Below are 13980 nucleotides of genomic sequence, written 5' to 3' on the forward strand. Positions count from 1 at the left end.
GCGACCCCCATAGTTAAAGTAGTTTATACTAATTAATTTTTTTGTACGGCATAGATACTGATGTACGATTACACTCAATCAGGTGTTTCATGATACTCTTCAGTCTAAGCGTCTAAGCGTCTAAGCGTCTAAGCGGTTAATTAATGGATGATTTATGGCTAACTACACCATATCGGCTAAATCAATAACTGACGCAACCCAAAGCGCTCAGTTTGATTTACTTATCAAAAATGTCCCCGTACCGGAGATCAGGGAAATTTTGAAGCACGACGATCCCATTAATGAACTTTACCGACTTGTTGGTAATGATGCTGCTCTCGCTGCGTTGTTCCTTCGTGTAGCCAATTCAGCTGCATTACCCGTCATTAAAAACTTTGATGATTTAAAACGTGCAATCACCAAACTAGGAACGCTCAGAAGTGTCAATCTGATCATTACCTACATGCTAAGACAACTGTTGCCTAGCTCCGCTTATGACGTCAGTGCTCAACTCATAAACTATTCAATCGACACCGCCATCGCACTCGACTACATTCAGCGCAAACCCAGTTCGTATATCACAGGCATTGCGTTATTCGGTGGAGCTATGCTGGTAGCTGGTTACGCTGATCACATGGGTATTAATGTCACAATTGGTGAATGCACAGCACTCAACCAAGAACTACTTCCTGTGTTCATTCGACACTGGTCATTCCCTGAAGAAACACTGCAAGCAATAGAGCTGTATCTTGCCAATGAACATTCGAGTATCACATTAGCGATTTCCGCTGTTGCCCATAAACATCTGTTATCCCCCTTCCCTGGGGTAGATTCGAGCCTCCCTGAGAGACAGCTTGAAGAAGTTGTTTCCAGTATCAACGCTAATCCATTCTTTTAAGTAAGAACGCGAGGCCTGCGAGCAGCAGGCCTAAGATTCATTTTTGGCGTCGAATCGACGTCGCCATGTCCCGACTAGATCTTTTCCTTCCCTTTCAGCAATCATCTGGCAAGCGGTAAACATATCGACCCCCTTGTCTTTCATCATGATTTCAATCTGTTTTTTCTCGTCTGGAGCGGTAGAGTAAGTCAGTGCTTTAGCCCTTGGCAGATATAGCCTGCCTACAGATTTTGTGCCGCCACTGCATAACAGAACTTCACTGAAAAACGGCCTAACCGTCTTGATATTCCTCAGTAAAAGGTAATCCTGCTCAATGAACTTACCCTCTTTATTGAGTCGGGCCAGTTCCTCACCGTTTTGCATGAGGTAGAATAAGTGAGCCGAGTTACTGGCCATCGCGATACCCGCAGGCGACTCGTTGGCATCCTTCATCGATTGCGAAATACACACACCCAGGCTGTTGTACTTACGGAAACGACGCCAACCAGATTCGAGGAATTTTGCCAGAGTTTGAAGAACCTGACGGGTCTGCTCATCTACACCCTTGTTTTCCTTTAAGAACTCCCACGCTTCATCGAGAATAAAGGCTTTCACAATATGCAGTTGATCATGCCTAAACATTTCCTGCTGAATACGTTGAATACACAGCATGATACACACCGCTTTGAGCTGGTCTGAACCGTTAAGTCCGTCTAGCTCTAACACCACTAAATCCTTCTCAAACTGAATGGGCGGCTTGCTAGGGTTGAACATCCAACTGTTTTGGCCACCGCGTAAGTAACACCAAGGAGTCAATTGGTCGCTGATTTGTTGAACTTCTTCTCGGGGATGTTTAGCACAAGCATCAGCGAAATCGTCAATACTGGTTTCCCTACCCTTCTCGTTCCACAGTTGCATGAGCAATACTGACATTGCAGAGTATTGATAGCTGTTACAGTCTCCAAGTGGGAAAGCCATCAACTTCAGGATGTTCAACAGCATTTCACCTTGAGCGCCTAAATAGTTGTTAGCGTCACTATCTACAACGCCTTCATCAGTATCTTTTTGAGATTCGTCGATACTCTTAAAAGGACATAGGTTAAACGCAAAGCGGTTGTCCGGAATAACCTCTACGAACTGTCCTGCGTACAACTCTGTTGTTTTAACGTATGAGCGACCTGAGTCGATGATGAATACGCGGCCACCATCAGGATCACCGTGGATATTACCAAGTGCATCTGGATAACGGTTTTCTCCGGTTGAAAGTAGACCTTCAATCAAATAGTTAGCAGAGACCGACTTCCCAGCGCCAGAGGTTGCGGTTATAAAGATGTTGTAATTGGAGTCTGACTTTAATGGGTCAAAGGTGATTAACTGACCATCACGGGCAATGTATGTCAGCACAGGGTGTCGCACTGCGTTTCCTGGCCACGATGCCACCATAGGAACGAAGAACTTGACCAAGTTACTAGGGAGAAAGTCAAAGCGTTCAATGAAACTACTGACTTCACTTGAGGTACACATTGGCAGACCATTTAGCCAAGTGAAACGGCCAATCAAGCTATCCACGCCAGCTGACCAACTAAAGCCTTCCATGCGCGTGATTAGTTTTTTAGTGCAGTTCTTAACTGACTTTAAAGTCGGTCCCCACATTTGAAAGTTTAAATGAAAGCGGCAATGCTGAGCCTTTTCTCGCTCTAGATAATGCTCGTAGTATTCAAAATCTTGCAGGCCGTATTTCAAAGACGAAATCCAACGAGCCCACGGACCTTCACCTATCTGTTTGGCCATTAGGCGGCGCTTGGAGTAATCCTTAGCGACTTTCTTAGGGCTCATTTCAACAACAAGGTTGATCATGAAATTGCCGGGAATAGCGCCATCATCCCCTTTCAACCAATCGCCAGTCATTAAATGTAACGTGCCTTGGTAAATGGAATCTGGGAACTCTTTAATGCTCACACTTTGAATAAATCGTGTAGAACCATCTTCCGCTTTAATCGCCATATAATCAGAACCATCGACTTTGACCTCAGTGCCAGGTTCAAGCAACTGCGCACGGATGGGCTGAGTAGAACGGTAACAGCCTTGTCTACCATCTACTTTAATTCCACGGCGCCAAACTGCATTCGGGGATGGGTTGTGGATCATCTGCAATCGGTTAATTAGGATCTCAGGTTGCATTTTGGTCGCTACACCAAAGATTTGTTGTAATGACGCTTCATGGTTGTTAGCCATATCTACAAAATCTTCGACTTCCTCTGTAGTCGGCATGGCTTTCTTGATAGGCACCTTGATTGAGGCCCATACCTCGAAGTTGCGAAGCGGTACACCTTCCATATCTCGCGAAGGGATTGAGGTATCAGCAAGCGCTTTATAATAATCAACCATGTATTCGGTCATATTGTCATTATCAATGACCGTATCGAACCGATTACGCTTGCCACGGCAATGTCGGTAATTGTCTAACACTGTTACTAAGTCGTCTGAAGCCACTAGCGAGAATTGCAGCACAGTCCCTTCTGGATAGACTTTTTTGAAAATCGAATCCAGCGTGGAAATCGTATTTGCACCATAACCACCTGACGGTGGACATAGCCACGTTACGCCAAGGTAACCCCCTTCTAAGATGTAACCAAGATGCTCCCCTTCCTCACTCACAAATTCATCTAAGATTGGGATGATTGAGGAATATTTCTCAATGCCTTGACTATTTTTCCAGTTATTTACAGTTGTCATTTCGCACCCGTGTTAATTGCCGTTAGCGCGTAACGCTTCTTGAACTGCTTTTGGCGCTTGGTCCAAAGTGGCCTTTGCCGCTTCTAGATCAGCATTGAAATTATTACGCCCAGGTTTACCTGTCTTAATGCCAACTCCGTTAATTTCGCTTGGGTTACCCCTTCGCTCTTCTTCAATGGATTGCTGACGAATATAAAGCGGAGTGATTTGAGCAGGCATGTTGAATGCTTCACGGCCATAGGTGTATTTACGGGTTTCAATTTCGGTATAGACATAACCGACGTTCTGTAAACGGCCTTTGTCGTCTTGCCATGGAGCAAATGCAACACGAAGCATTTTGGGCGCCTGTCGAACAGCGATAGGCTCTGGTGCGGGTAATGCACGGTTGTTATCAGCCCTAAACATGTAAGCATTACTGACGTCATTCAGGGTAATTGGTTGGCCGTTAGCGTCCAAGCCATAGCCGGATTGATTGGCCATTGCGCCGGAGGTAGCCACTGACTTCTTAGGTACGTTACAGTCAGGGCAATCTTCATCGCTTGCAGCTGCTCGCCGCGCTTTTTCTGCCTCAATGCCGCCTGGTGTATCAGCCAGTTTCAGAATTTCTCTAGTGGTGGTACAGGGTAATCCGCTGTTTTGAGTGTTCACACAAACCGTAGGTTCTTCACCCGTTTCGAACATCGACTGACATCCAAAAAGAGTTGCCAAACTAACTGCGACCATGCCTAATTTTAATGCTCGAGTAATCATTATTTCTCCGTTTGGGAAATGAAATCAGTTAATGAATCGGGTAATCCGACGTTGTGCAGTCCGTGTCCGTTAACGAAATAGGGTAAACGACGGATCTGTAGAAATTGAGTAACCCCAATCGTGGTGGATAGCTTTTTAATGTCGCAGTTTTCGAGGGTTTCTGGGGCTGTGGTGAAATCACTGTTAACTAGCAATCGTAGGGATTCACTTTGGTCTTTGGCGCACCACAGCTCCCTAGCTCTGATCGCAGCCTCTTTACCATTCACTATTGGGGTAAGCAGTAACGCGATTTGCTTACCTTTAATCGAAAGGAGCTTGTTAAATAGGTCAGCGTTTAACTTCGATAAAGGATCTACAAATACAACTAGATCGGGCTCTGTTTTTGCTAAATCACCAATGTAATATGCAGCCATATCCTTCACAGAAACCCCTAAGACCTTATCAATCTTGGCAAGCCATGCCGCCTTTGCGTTGGCTTCAGTTGCTATAGGTGAACGGTTCCAGCCATCGAATACCTCGCCGCCTTTAACGAGAATCCTTCCATCCGTGGAGGCGAGCACTTGAGTACCATCTCGAGAGACCATCATCACCATACCTTTCACGGGAAGCGCTTGAGACCATACGATGTCGTTTAACATCGAGAAAGCATTCTTGATAAGCTCCTTACCCTCTCCTTCCGGCATTTTCTCTGGTTGTGTTTGTGACTGCTTAGCTGATTTGTTAGCCTCTAACAAAGCATCTAAGCCACTGTTGGCCATAGCCAGCGGATGACACAAACCAAGCGATACTGCTAACGCAATTTTGGTTATCTTTTTCTTGATACTCATAGCGCTTACAATCCAAAAAGTGTGTTGCGCATTTCAGCAGTTTTGCATCCACAAGTCAATTTTCAAGTCATTTTTCGTGAATTTCTTGCGCAATAAAATTTGATTGGTATGATGCAGTCATTATTAAAACAACTAGAACTTATAGCTATTAGCTAAAAGCTCACTCCAATAGCCCGCTCTTGCGGGCATTTTTTTGCTCCATTTCTAAAAATTTGCCTCATTTGGAAGCCGTGTAATGATGGTTGCAATTGAAGATTTAGATTTTTGGAGTGAGTATCATGAGTTCATTTGATTTTGATTTAGATGCGTTAAATTCTGCTATGAACGCATTTTTTGATCCTGCCAGCGTGAGCACGGTTACCATCACCAGCCAGCAAACCTCAAGCATCATCCCCGCAAGCCTGACGCATTTAGTCAAGCCTGGTTATGTGGACGGCAAAGCACAATTCTTATCTGACACCGGTGAACTTATCGAAGGTGTTTACTCAGATATTCCAAACGATGTGTATCACTCATTAGATGCCATTAGCTCAAGTCAGGTTAAGTGCTATGCAGATAGCCCAATGAAATACGAACAAGCGTATATCAACGGTAAAGGTAAAAATTTCAGCGCTAAATCCCGCGAGTCCGGTGTTCTAAGCCATGAATTAACACTAGAGGGAGCCGATGTATTTAATGCTCGCAGATTTGCTCTGCTCGACTCAGAGCAATTCCCAGATGATCCAAAATCATTAACCGAGCTTAAAGATGCCTGCACAGCCAACAAACTAACAACCAGCGGCACCATTGCCGAATTAATCAAACGTCTTGAGCAAGCCAACGCTCCGCAAAAACCGTTCGAGTCTCGTCAATTGGAGTGGATAAAAGCGAATATTGGTGACGAGTGTTTTGCGTTATGCGATACCGAACTTCAGTCTACGGTGACCTGTGCTGCAATCATTAAATTACTTCAGGATAATCAACACATCGCGCTTAAGGCGCTTAAGCTGCCAGTGTCAAAGGAGATGTTTGATAGTGTTATCGGACTCAATCAAGCCATTGAACGCAACGCTCACGCGAACAAATTTTTAAATCGTAAAAACGGTATGGCGGAGGTCGCATTCTTTACAAGAGATCCTGAGACCGGATTGATGCTTAAGTGTAAAGTGGATTGGTTAACTGCCGTAAAAAAATTCATTGTTCCTTGCGATTTGAAAACCACGCGCAGTGCTAACCCAGCATTAGCTGCCTACCAGTTCGCAGACTTACGCTACGATTTGCAAGCTGTGTTTTACTTAAAAGTGATTAAGCCACATTTGAAAGAAACCGAGTATGCAGAGCGTCTATTCCCACTCATTACCGTAGAAACGGGAGATTGTGCAATTTGTGAAGTGTTTGAGCTTCACGATGATGATTGGACTATCGCTGAGCAAGATCTGCCAATAATTCTTGAGAATATGAAAAATAGCATTAAGAAAAACGAGTACCGAGGCTACACCGAACAAGGCAAGTCTGTTATCAAATTGGCAAGACGTAAATCTTCTCTGGCTGCAACTCGATAGGGAGGAGAAGGAACATGAATCTGCAACTCAAAGCACTTAAGGCCATTTACGATAAAAAACCTCACTTGGTGGCCAAGTACATCTCAGCAGGGCTCACGGGTAATCTATTGAACTTTAGGAATGGTGTTTTGCTGCGTGCGGCAATTACTTCAAATCAGCCTGAGATTGCTAAGGCGATACTAGATGCCGGAGCAAACGGGTTTGTGCTAAAAGGGGAGGCTTATGCAGCAGCATTTAAGCTAAACAATCCAGCATTGATTGAAATATTGCGGGACTGGGCGGAACGAAATCAGTTAGAGCTTAACACTATACCAGGGCTGGGCAGAAAACTCGGGCTTGATTCGGTGGAATCACTGATATAAAAAATTAAAATACATATTACTATCAACACCTTACGCGCTAGGCTGCTTGGTGCAGATATTTAGGTTCTATCTAAAAAACGCACCAAACTAAAAATCTCTTAAGTTGTTGTATTTAAAATATATATCCAATATTTTAACGCTTGATTCCACCGAATCACTCAAAAAAACCAGCATCACTGCTGGCTTCATTTTCTTAATGGGCCCTCTGTCTCAATTTCGCGCAACAACGATTAAGTTCCGCCAGTTCATAGAACTTCATTGCAGGAAGTCTGAATGGTTGTTTATTGGTAATCGCGTTGTTTAAGGCCGTGGCTAGTGTTAACATCACTTCTGCTGACATAAATACTCCGAATAAGTATGTTTGTTGGTGCATGACAGGTCAGGCTTGGCGGTCGGCCTGTCAGTTTCTTTTTACTACTGGTTTTTAGCTTCTACTAAATCAATTAAGAATTGTTTTAGCTTCTCAATCTCTTGCTCCGACAACCTTGTCACTTCCACCTTTGTCTTTCGGTTTTGAGTAGATAATCTAGCCCAACGATTGCGGTCATTACCCTCTGCAATTTTATCATTTGCCAACTTCTTGGGTTTTAATTGCTTATCGAAATCTTCAAACACCTTCAGTATCTGACTGTTTTTCAGGCCATCAACATCGAATAATCCCGCTACCGATGTTCCGCTTTCATTTGCATCTATGCGAATGTTTTCTATTGCCGATAGTAAATGCTCGTTCAATAAAACGGAAAGTTGATGCTTTTGAGTAATGTCATAAAGAGCCATAATCTGTGTCGAACTTAAAGCAGAAGGGCAGGGGAACAACTCAATAATTTCATCTGGAATTTCTGTGGCCTTCAGCGCTCTCGTTACATACGAATAAGAAACGTCGAATTGAACAGCTAGATCTCTTAGGGAGAGTTTTTGAGGCTTTTCTTTTTCGTCATTGTTAGCAATCTCAATCTCGTTTTTAGCGAGTGCTTTTTTCATCTGAAAACCAGCATCTCGGTAACTGTACTTTTCTGAGGTTTGGACGTATTTAACGATTTCGTGAACTTCTTCTTCCGTGAGCTCAAAATCAGTAAACAGCACATTTAGACCGGAACCCTCTAAGATTGCTGCCATGCGGCGGCGCTGACCATCAAACAAGTGATAGCCAGTAGAATCTCGTGTTGCCAATGCATCTGAAAATTGCACTTTTGCTATTGTTTCACGGATGAGCAGCAATGAATTTGGAGTTACATCGGCAGCGGGACGCGGGTTAAATGGGTGTACAAAAGACTTTGTTTTGAGTTCTTCTGCCGTTAAGTGCTTACGAGTGAATGTAAGAGTACGACCACTGGACAATTTAATTTTAATTGCAGCGGCTGATTCGTTCCGTACATCAGTATTAGCAACGAGTGCAGACTCAGCAGATTCTGGATGTAATTGGCTATTTAAACCAGCAGAGTCAATTAAGGATCTTCCGAAGGGTACGCGTTTACGTGCTTCTTTAGGATTAGAAACCATATTCTGATCCTCTAATTCTTGAAATGTGTTGGAATAGCGCCAAGGTAAATTGGTCTAGTGACTCTCTAGCTTTTTTAAGGGCTTTTGAGTCCCCTGTGTAGCTACCAGGATGTACTGACACAACGGTATCAAATGTTTCTGCACAACGCTTGAAAGCAGATAATTCAGGAATGCTAGCCATCATCATGTCTTCAGCAAAAACAGCGTTAGCAATCATTGAGCTGTTAATATCCTGTTCGCTCTGCGAATACTTAGACATAAATGCCAAATGGCCTTTTAGATTTGTTGCTGCGCCTTCTGCTTCTAAATGATCTAGCATTTCAGGAATACGAGTCACATATTGCAATGTTGAATGCAAATCGACAGTTGATGGTGGTAACGGAGTAACTAAGACGTCAGCTGCACACAATGCGCTTTTTAAAAGTGAGTCTAAGTGTGGGCCGCAGTCGATAAAGATAAAATCGTAATCGTTGATCAGCTTTTCACACACGTTGCGAGATAAAGCCTCAAACGGATTAATATCCGAACCAAAACGCTGAACGCATAGAGCTTCCCATTGTGAAGCAATAAACGCATCTGCGATGCTTGAAGGTATGATGTCTACACCTGGAACTTGAGTAGGTATGACAAACTCATCTAATAGCTCTTCACGGGTCAGGTCTTGAAACACCGCTTGTACAACTGTGTTATCAATAGTGCCAATAGAGTTTTTATGGCTCATGAACATACTGGCTGAGCTTTGAGGATCAATGTCCAGCACTAACACTTTTAAGTCATGCTGGATCATTTCAGAGTGGCAACGTAACGCTTGGGCAATGTTCACTGTAGAAACTGTCTTACTTACACCGCCTTTGAGGTTACAAAGGAATACTACATAGCCGCGTTCAAATTTTTCTCTTAACGCTTTGTGTCCACGATGCTTGTAAATATCGATTACCTGTTCAACAGTGAGATCATAAACCTCAACACTACCGTTTAGTTTTTTATCGAATTTGTAACCGGCAGCTTCCATCTCATTAATCGACTTTTCCACGATTTTACGTGTAAGGCCTCTCAAGTTGGCTAATGCGCCTTTTGAGTAACGCTGGTGAAAGGTGTCTAAACCAAATTCGATTTTGTGCTTAGAAATAGAGTCTGACATTGTATTGAGCATTTTACGTGCTCTGTCAGCAGTGATTTGCATTTTGTCTCTGAAGTGATCATTCATCGAAATTTAACTCCATTTATCAATTGCGTATAAGACTACTGCTAAAAGGTGTGGATTTCAATAGTAAGTGCGTAAAAATACACACCTCATATTGAGTGAGTTATTTTCCGCACCTTGTAGCTAGTTTTTGACTGCATGAGATAAATCCACTGAATAATCCCAGAGAGATTTTCATTATGATTAGTAGGGGGTTTTTTAGTGATATTGTCTAAAATGATCGTAATGCCCATTAGTGCATTGGTTCAGGTCTTAATGAGGGGGTTGATGCTTTTGATCTTAAGAAGATCAAATAAACGATCTATTTGCTTGGGATTATAAAAAAATATGATCTTTTTATTAAGAACTATGAAAGATATAAAGATCTATAAGGAAAGTATTACCTTAATTTTTCAGCAACTTAAGATAGTTTTTTAAATAGTTTTTTCGCTTTACTCCTAGATCTAACTCGTCGATTACCCAGATCTAACTCGCTTTACACCCAGATCTAATTCGTGATCAAACTTGAGTCTACTCGTGTAATACCCTGATTTTACTCGTGTTACCCATAGAGTTTATTAGTGTACTTATCCACAACCTAAAAATTAGCTTATTTATTGTACTAAAAATAGGGTTGACTCCCTAAATTGAATAAACTTTGTACTTAAACAATTAGTTTATTCGTGTGACTCATAGAGTTTATACGTGTCGAGACATGTAGTTTACTCGTAATATTTTCAATGTAAGTCCTTGATACATAGGTTTTAAGATTTTTGACTAAATACTCATGTAGTTTGCTAGTGTATATACCAGCAGTTTACTCGTGACTTTCTGTGTATTTTATTCGTGTGCAACCCAGTAGTTTACTCGCAATTGAGTAAACTACTGGAATAGATCTAGGGAGTGATAGGGGAGGAGTTATTTGTCGGTTTCGACGTTTAACAAGAAGTCTAATTTATCGAGGGCTGAACTCTTTAGTTTGGGCCGTTCCGATTCTGTATAGTTTTCCGCTTTTTCAATTGAAATTTTTCGGTAGTGTTTGTAGATATCGTAAAATAACTCTCTACAGCGGGGTCTGTATTTTTCATAGTGTGTTGAAAGTACGTAGTATGCGACGGCCAGCTGCTCGGTCTCTTCCTGTGTAATCTTTTCTTTCTTCAAACGGAGGCGATTTTCTGCATTCATTGCGACTTCCGCTGCCGCCTCGAGATCCATTGGATGCAATTTAATGAATTGATCTATCCAAAGGTACTCGAACTCGATGCTCGTGATTTTGTTGCCAGTTTTATTTTCGATAATGCCATGACGTTTTTTGCCCGACGCATCTGTGTTGAAAAACATCAATTCGTCACCACAGGCTTCTTCTATTTCTTCAATCGACTTTACAAGTGCCTGATTAACGAACACCGATGTGTCCTTCATCGTTTTCTTGCCTGGAAGATAGTTATCTTTGTCGTCAACTAACCCGAAAACACCTTTGAGCGTTATAACGTCTGTTTTATACAACTGCTTGTCAGGTGTTTTGAACCGAGATAATAGGTCATACATCGGTTTAGAGTATTTACCTCGCAGTCGTAGGAATCTTGCTACGTTGACCGAAGCATAACCCTTAGAAGCATCGTGGAAGAAATCTCTCAAATCATAGTTTGGAACCATTGTTAACTTTCCTCGAGCGTATTTCACTGTAGGAAAAAGCACGGATGATTCAAATTCATGAGTTGTTGGGTGCTCTGCTAGAACAGTTCGTTTCTGAAGCCGAAGTGCCACAGGTTTAATTGTTGCAGCTAGGCTCTTGGATTCGACTTCCAGCCAATCAGCCAATCTTGAAGCTGGGATAGAAATTTCGAGCTGGGTATCTTCTTTCCATTCTGTCTTTTGCATCTGGATCAGAAATAGAGCTAGTAGATTTTGCTCATGAGTCGTCATTGAAATGCGACTGTAGATTAAATTGTGGTTCTTTCTATAAGTCTGAGGCAGCTGCGCTTCAGGATGAACATCAAATTTGTCAGTTTTGACCTTTTTCGATGTTGTTGTTACCCCATCTGAACCATTTTGAATCTGCGTGTTGTTTGTTTTATCTGTCATGGCATCCTCCCGTAGCATCAATATAACGGTCACCAAATAGCTATTCCATATTTTTTTCGTGTTTACTCCATATTTTTTTCGTGTCCTACCAATTTTTACAAGTTGACTCCTATATTTTATTCGTGTTTCTCAATATTGTTTTCGTGTTTGCACAATATTTCACTCGTAATACACCAATATTTTATTCGTGTAATCCATATAGTTTACTCGTCTTAAAATGTGATTAAAATTCGTCATTCAAGTGTAAGCTGCTGTTCTATATATATTTATTTTCCATGCTGAACAACAGGATCTTTCAATTAAAAATCTGTATTTTTTTTGCGCAATTTTGTTAAGTTTTTGATTCAGATTTTTTCAAGGAGGAAAAATGATTTGTAATTTGCGTTAGTTGCTGATTTTAAATGTAATTTTCTGGAACAGATAGATTTTGATCTATATATTTGTGTATCAGTATTGATTTCTAGCATCAAACTGTGAAAGCCACTCCAGAGCAGACGAGAAAAATCTATGAGTAGACGAGTAAACTCTGGTGGTCACACGGTATTTATATTGAAATTCTGCGGTGAATCGTGGCAGGGGAGGGGATAGCAAATTTGCGTGAATTGATTCAGGTGCGAATATCGGGCCATCTTTCCCTGATTGCGAGGCATTCATGAAACTATCCAGCTCTAGTCAGTTAACCGATTTACTGTCTTCGTTGTGGCCCGATAACGAAGTTAACGCCTTACACAGTCTGCTTTCATTGTTTGACACGTTAATTAACCACGGTGCCAGAGTTTGCGAGCAGCCAACGCCGGATATTACTCCCGCTCAAAAGGCGTTGTTTGTTCACGCTGTCTATTCAGAGATTTCGAGCGGCAATCTCGACCCAATTGGTAAAGCATTTAGTTTCTATGGTGCCGATGCAGTGCTTACTCACGACAAGCAGGATTTCCGCTTGTGTATCCATGCTGGTGATCGTCAGCCATTAACTGTGAAATCGTATTCGTCATTGAAGTCCGGTACTGGGCTGGACGTGCAGGGTTATCTGTTACAGCTGGCCAACGGTTGTCTAAGCAACAACGTAAACGATCCATTTCATTCTCTTTGGTTACGACTAGAAGATCCGAGCCGTAGCAAGCTAATTGCCGCATACGTGCAGATTACTCTGCTAATGAAAGCGATTTCTAAGCGAGTAGGTAGGGCGGTATCACCGTTTTGTGTGGAACTGGTGGCAAGTAATATTTAAATATACAAAATTTGTGCGATTATGAGTCTGTGTTTTAATATACTCGTTAATTACTTCTTTGGAGAGAGCTAAATGGGTTCAGTTAATAAAGTTATCATCGTTGGTAATATCGGTCAGGATATTGATTTTAAAACACTTCCTAGTGGTTCAAGCGTAGCAAATTTCAGTGTGGCCACGAGTGACACTTGGAAAGACCAAGCGGGTATTCAGCAAGAGGTGACCGATTGGCACAAGATTGTTGTCTGGGGCAAGCTGGCAGAGATTATTAATCAATACGGTGGTAAAGGCCGTCAGGTCTATATTGAAGGCAAGCAAAAGACTCGTAAATATAAAGATGCTAACGGCCAAGACCGTTACACAACAGAGGTAGTCGTGGACTTTGATGGTCAGGTACAGCTTTTAGGTAGCTCACAAAAGGACAGTGCTGGCCAAAGCTCTGGTTACCAGCAAAATGCCCCGCAGCAGCAAGGTTACCAGCAAAATGCTCCACAGCAACAGCAACAGCAACAGCAACAGGGCGGTTACCAGCCTCAACCACAGGGCGGTTACCCACAAAATACACAGAAACAGAATTATAACTATCGTCGATAACTCGTAGGGATTATTCAAATGGCCGCTTTTTAGCGGCTTTTGTTCTGTCCACTGGGGCTCATAAAGCCTGCGGCGCCATGCCTTTAACTGGCCGATCCCAATAAGTCGGAGCCAAAATATTTTCAAATATGGGTTTAATGGATTCGGGAGAAAGGCAAAGCGAATTTATGCTTGCTCGAAAGAAATCGATGTTATCCGCAAACATTAATCTTAAATTTTTCAATAGTGCTATATAAGGATGTTTCTGTGAAATACAAGATGTTATCACTGGCCATCACAGTCTCTCTTGCAGGCGCAATCCACGCAAGTGAGTTTCCGCTC

At 42.3% G+C, this 13980-nt stretch carries 11 protein-coding genes; 5 read left to right on the forward strand and 6 right to left on the reverse strand.

The genetic code is table 11. The annotated features are described in order from the left end of the window. Window positions 1–154: 154 nt before the first annotated feature. Window positions 155–877 (forward strand): HDOD domain-containing protein, encoded by a 723-nt coding sequence (locus L5M17_RS18835; RefSeq protein ID WP_259560888.1) that lies wholly within the window; start codon window positions 155–157, stop codon window positions 875–877. A 30-nt stretch (window positions 878–907) separates the two neighbouring features. Here L5M17_RS18835 and L5M17_RS18840 read toward each other — a convergent pair whose 3' ends face one another. Genes L5M17_RS18840 through L5M17_RS18850 form a run of 3 tightly spaced genes read right to left on the reverse strand, consistent with a single transcriptional unit; the run spans window position 908 to window position 5169 of the window. Continuing rightward, the gene (locus L5M17_RS18840; RefSeq protein ID WP_259216117.1) at window positions 908–3592 is read right to left on the reverse strand and encodes a TraC family protein; all 2685 of its coding nucleotides are present in this window, start codon (window positions 3590–3592) and stop codon (window positions 908–910) included. A gap of 12 nt (window positions 3593–3604) precedes the next feature. After that, window positions 3605–4342, reverse strand: coding sequence for a TraV family lipoprotein (locus L5M17_RS18845; protein ID WP_259216118.1), 738 nt, complete (start codon window positions 4340–4342; stop codon window positions 3605–3607). Next, window positions 4342–5169 carry a hypothetical protein gene (locus L5M17_RS18850; protein WP_259560890.1) on the reverse strand — a complete coding sequence of 276 codons (828 nt, stop codon included), beginning with the start codon at window positions 5167–5169 and terminating at the stop codon, window positions 4342–4344. The genes L5M17_RS18845 and L5M17_RS18850 overlap by 1 nt, the downstream gene beginning before the upstream one ends. Window positions 5170–5447: 278 nt before the next feature. On the opposite strand from L5M17_RS18850, the gene L5M17_RS18855 reads away from it, so the two are divergent. Both L5M17_RS18855 and L5M17_RS18860 read left to right on the forward strand, forming a co-directional pair. Continuing rightward, on the forward strand, window positions 5448–6710 hold the full coding sequence (locus L5M17_RS18855) for a PD-(D/E)XK nuclease-like domain-containing protein (protein ID WP_259216122.1): 1263 nt from the start codon (window positions 5448–5450) through the stop codon (window positions 6708–6710). Between the two features lie 14 nt (window positions 6711–6724). Then, window positions 6725–7072: a hypothetical protein gene (locus L5M17_RS18860; protein ID WP_259216123.1), complete on the forward strand. Its 348-nt coding sequence runs from the start codon at window positions 6725–6727 to the stop codon at window positions 7070–7072. Between the two features lie 414 nt (window positions 7073–7486). Here the strand turns inward: L5M17_RS18860 and L5M17_RS18865 are convergent, their stop codons facing one another. The 3 genes from L5M17_RS18865 to L5M17_RS18875 all read right to left on the reverse strand — a co-directional run bounded on the left by L5M17_RS18865 (window position 7487) and on the right by L5M17_RS18875 (window position 11840). Further along, complete coding sequence (locus tag L5M17_RS18865) at window positions 7487–8572, reverse strand: hypothetical protein (protein ID WP_259216124.1); 1086 nt, start codon at window positions 8570–8572, stop codon at window positions 7487–7489. Beyond that, the gene (locus tag L5M17_RS18870) at window positions 8562–9779 is read right to left on the reverse strand and encodes an AAA family ATPase (RefSeq protein ID WP_259216125.1); all 1218 of its coding nucleotides are present in this window, start codon (window positions 9777–9779) and stop codon (window positions 8562–8564) included. The genes L5M17_RS18865 and L5M17_RS18870 overlap by 11 nt, the downstream gene beginning before the upstream one ends. An 894-nt stretch (window positions 9780–10673) precedes the next feature. Further along, window positions 10674–11840 carry a replication initiation protein gene (locus L5M17_RS18875; protein WP_259560892.1) on the reverse strand — a complete coding sequence of 389 codons (1167 nt, stop codon included), beginning with the start codon at window positions 11838–11840 and terminating at the stop codon, window positions 10674–10676. A 652-nt stretch (window positions 11841–12492) separates the two neighbouring features. Here L5M17_RS18875 and L5M17_RS18880 point away from each other — a divergent pair. Both L5M17_RS18880 and L5M17_RS18885 read left to right on the forward strand, forming a co-directional pair. Next, on the forward strand, window positions 12493–13068 hold the full coding sequence (locus tag L5M17_RS18880) for a hypothetical protein (RefSeq protein ID WP_263148826.1): 576 nt from the start codon (window positions 12493–12495) through the stop codon (window positions 13066–13068). Window positions 13069–13140: 72 nt separating this feature from the next. Continuing rightward, window positions 13141–13659 (forward strand): single-stranded DNA-binding protein, encoded by a 519-nt coding sequence (locus tag L5M17_RS18885; protein ID WP_263148828.1) that lies wholly within the window; start codon window positions 13141–13143, stop codon window positions 13657–13659. The last annotated feature ends 321 nt before the right edge of the window (window positions 13660–13980 follow it).

Source organism: Shewanella sp. SW24 (assembly GCF_025653395.1).
Classification (GTDB): Bacteria; Pseudomonadota; Gammaproteobacteria; order Enterobacterales; family Shewanellaceae; genus Shewanella; species Shewanella oncorhynchi.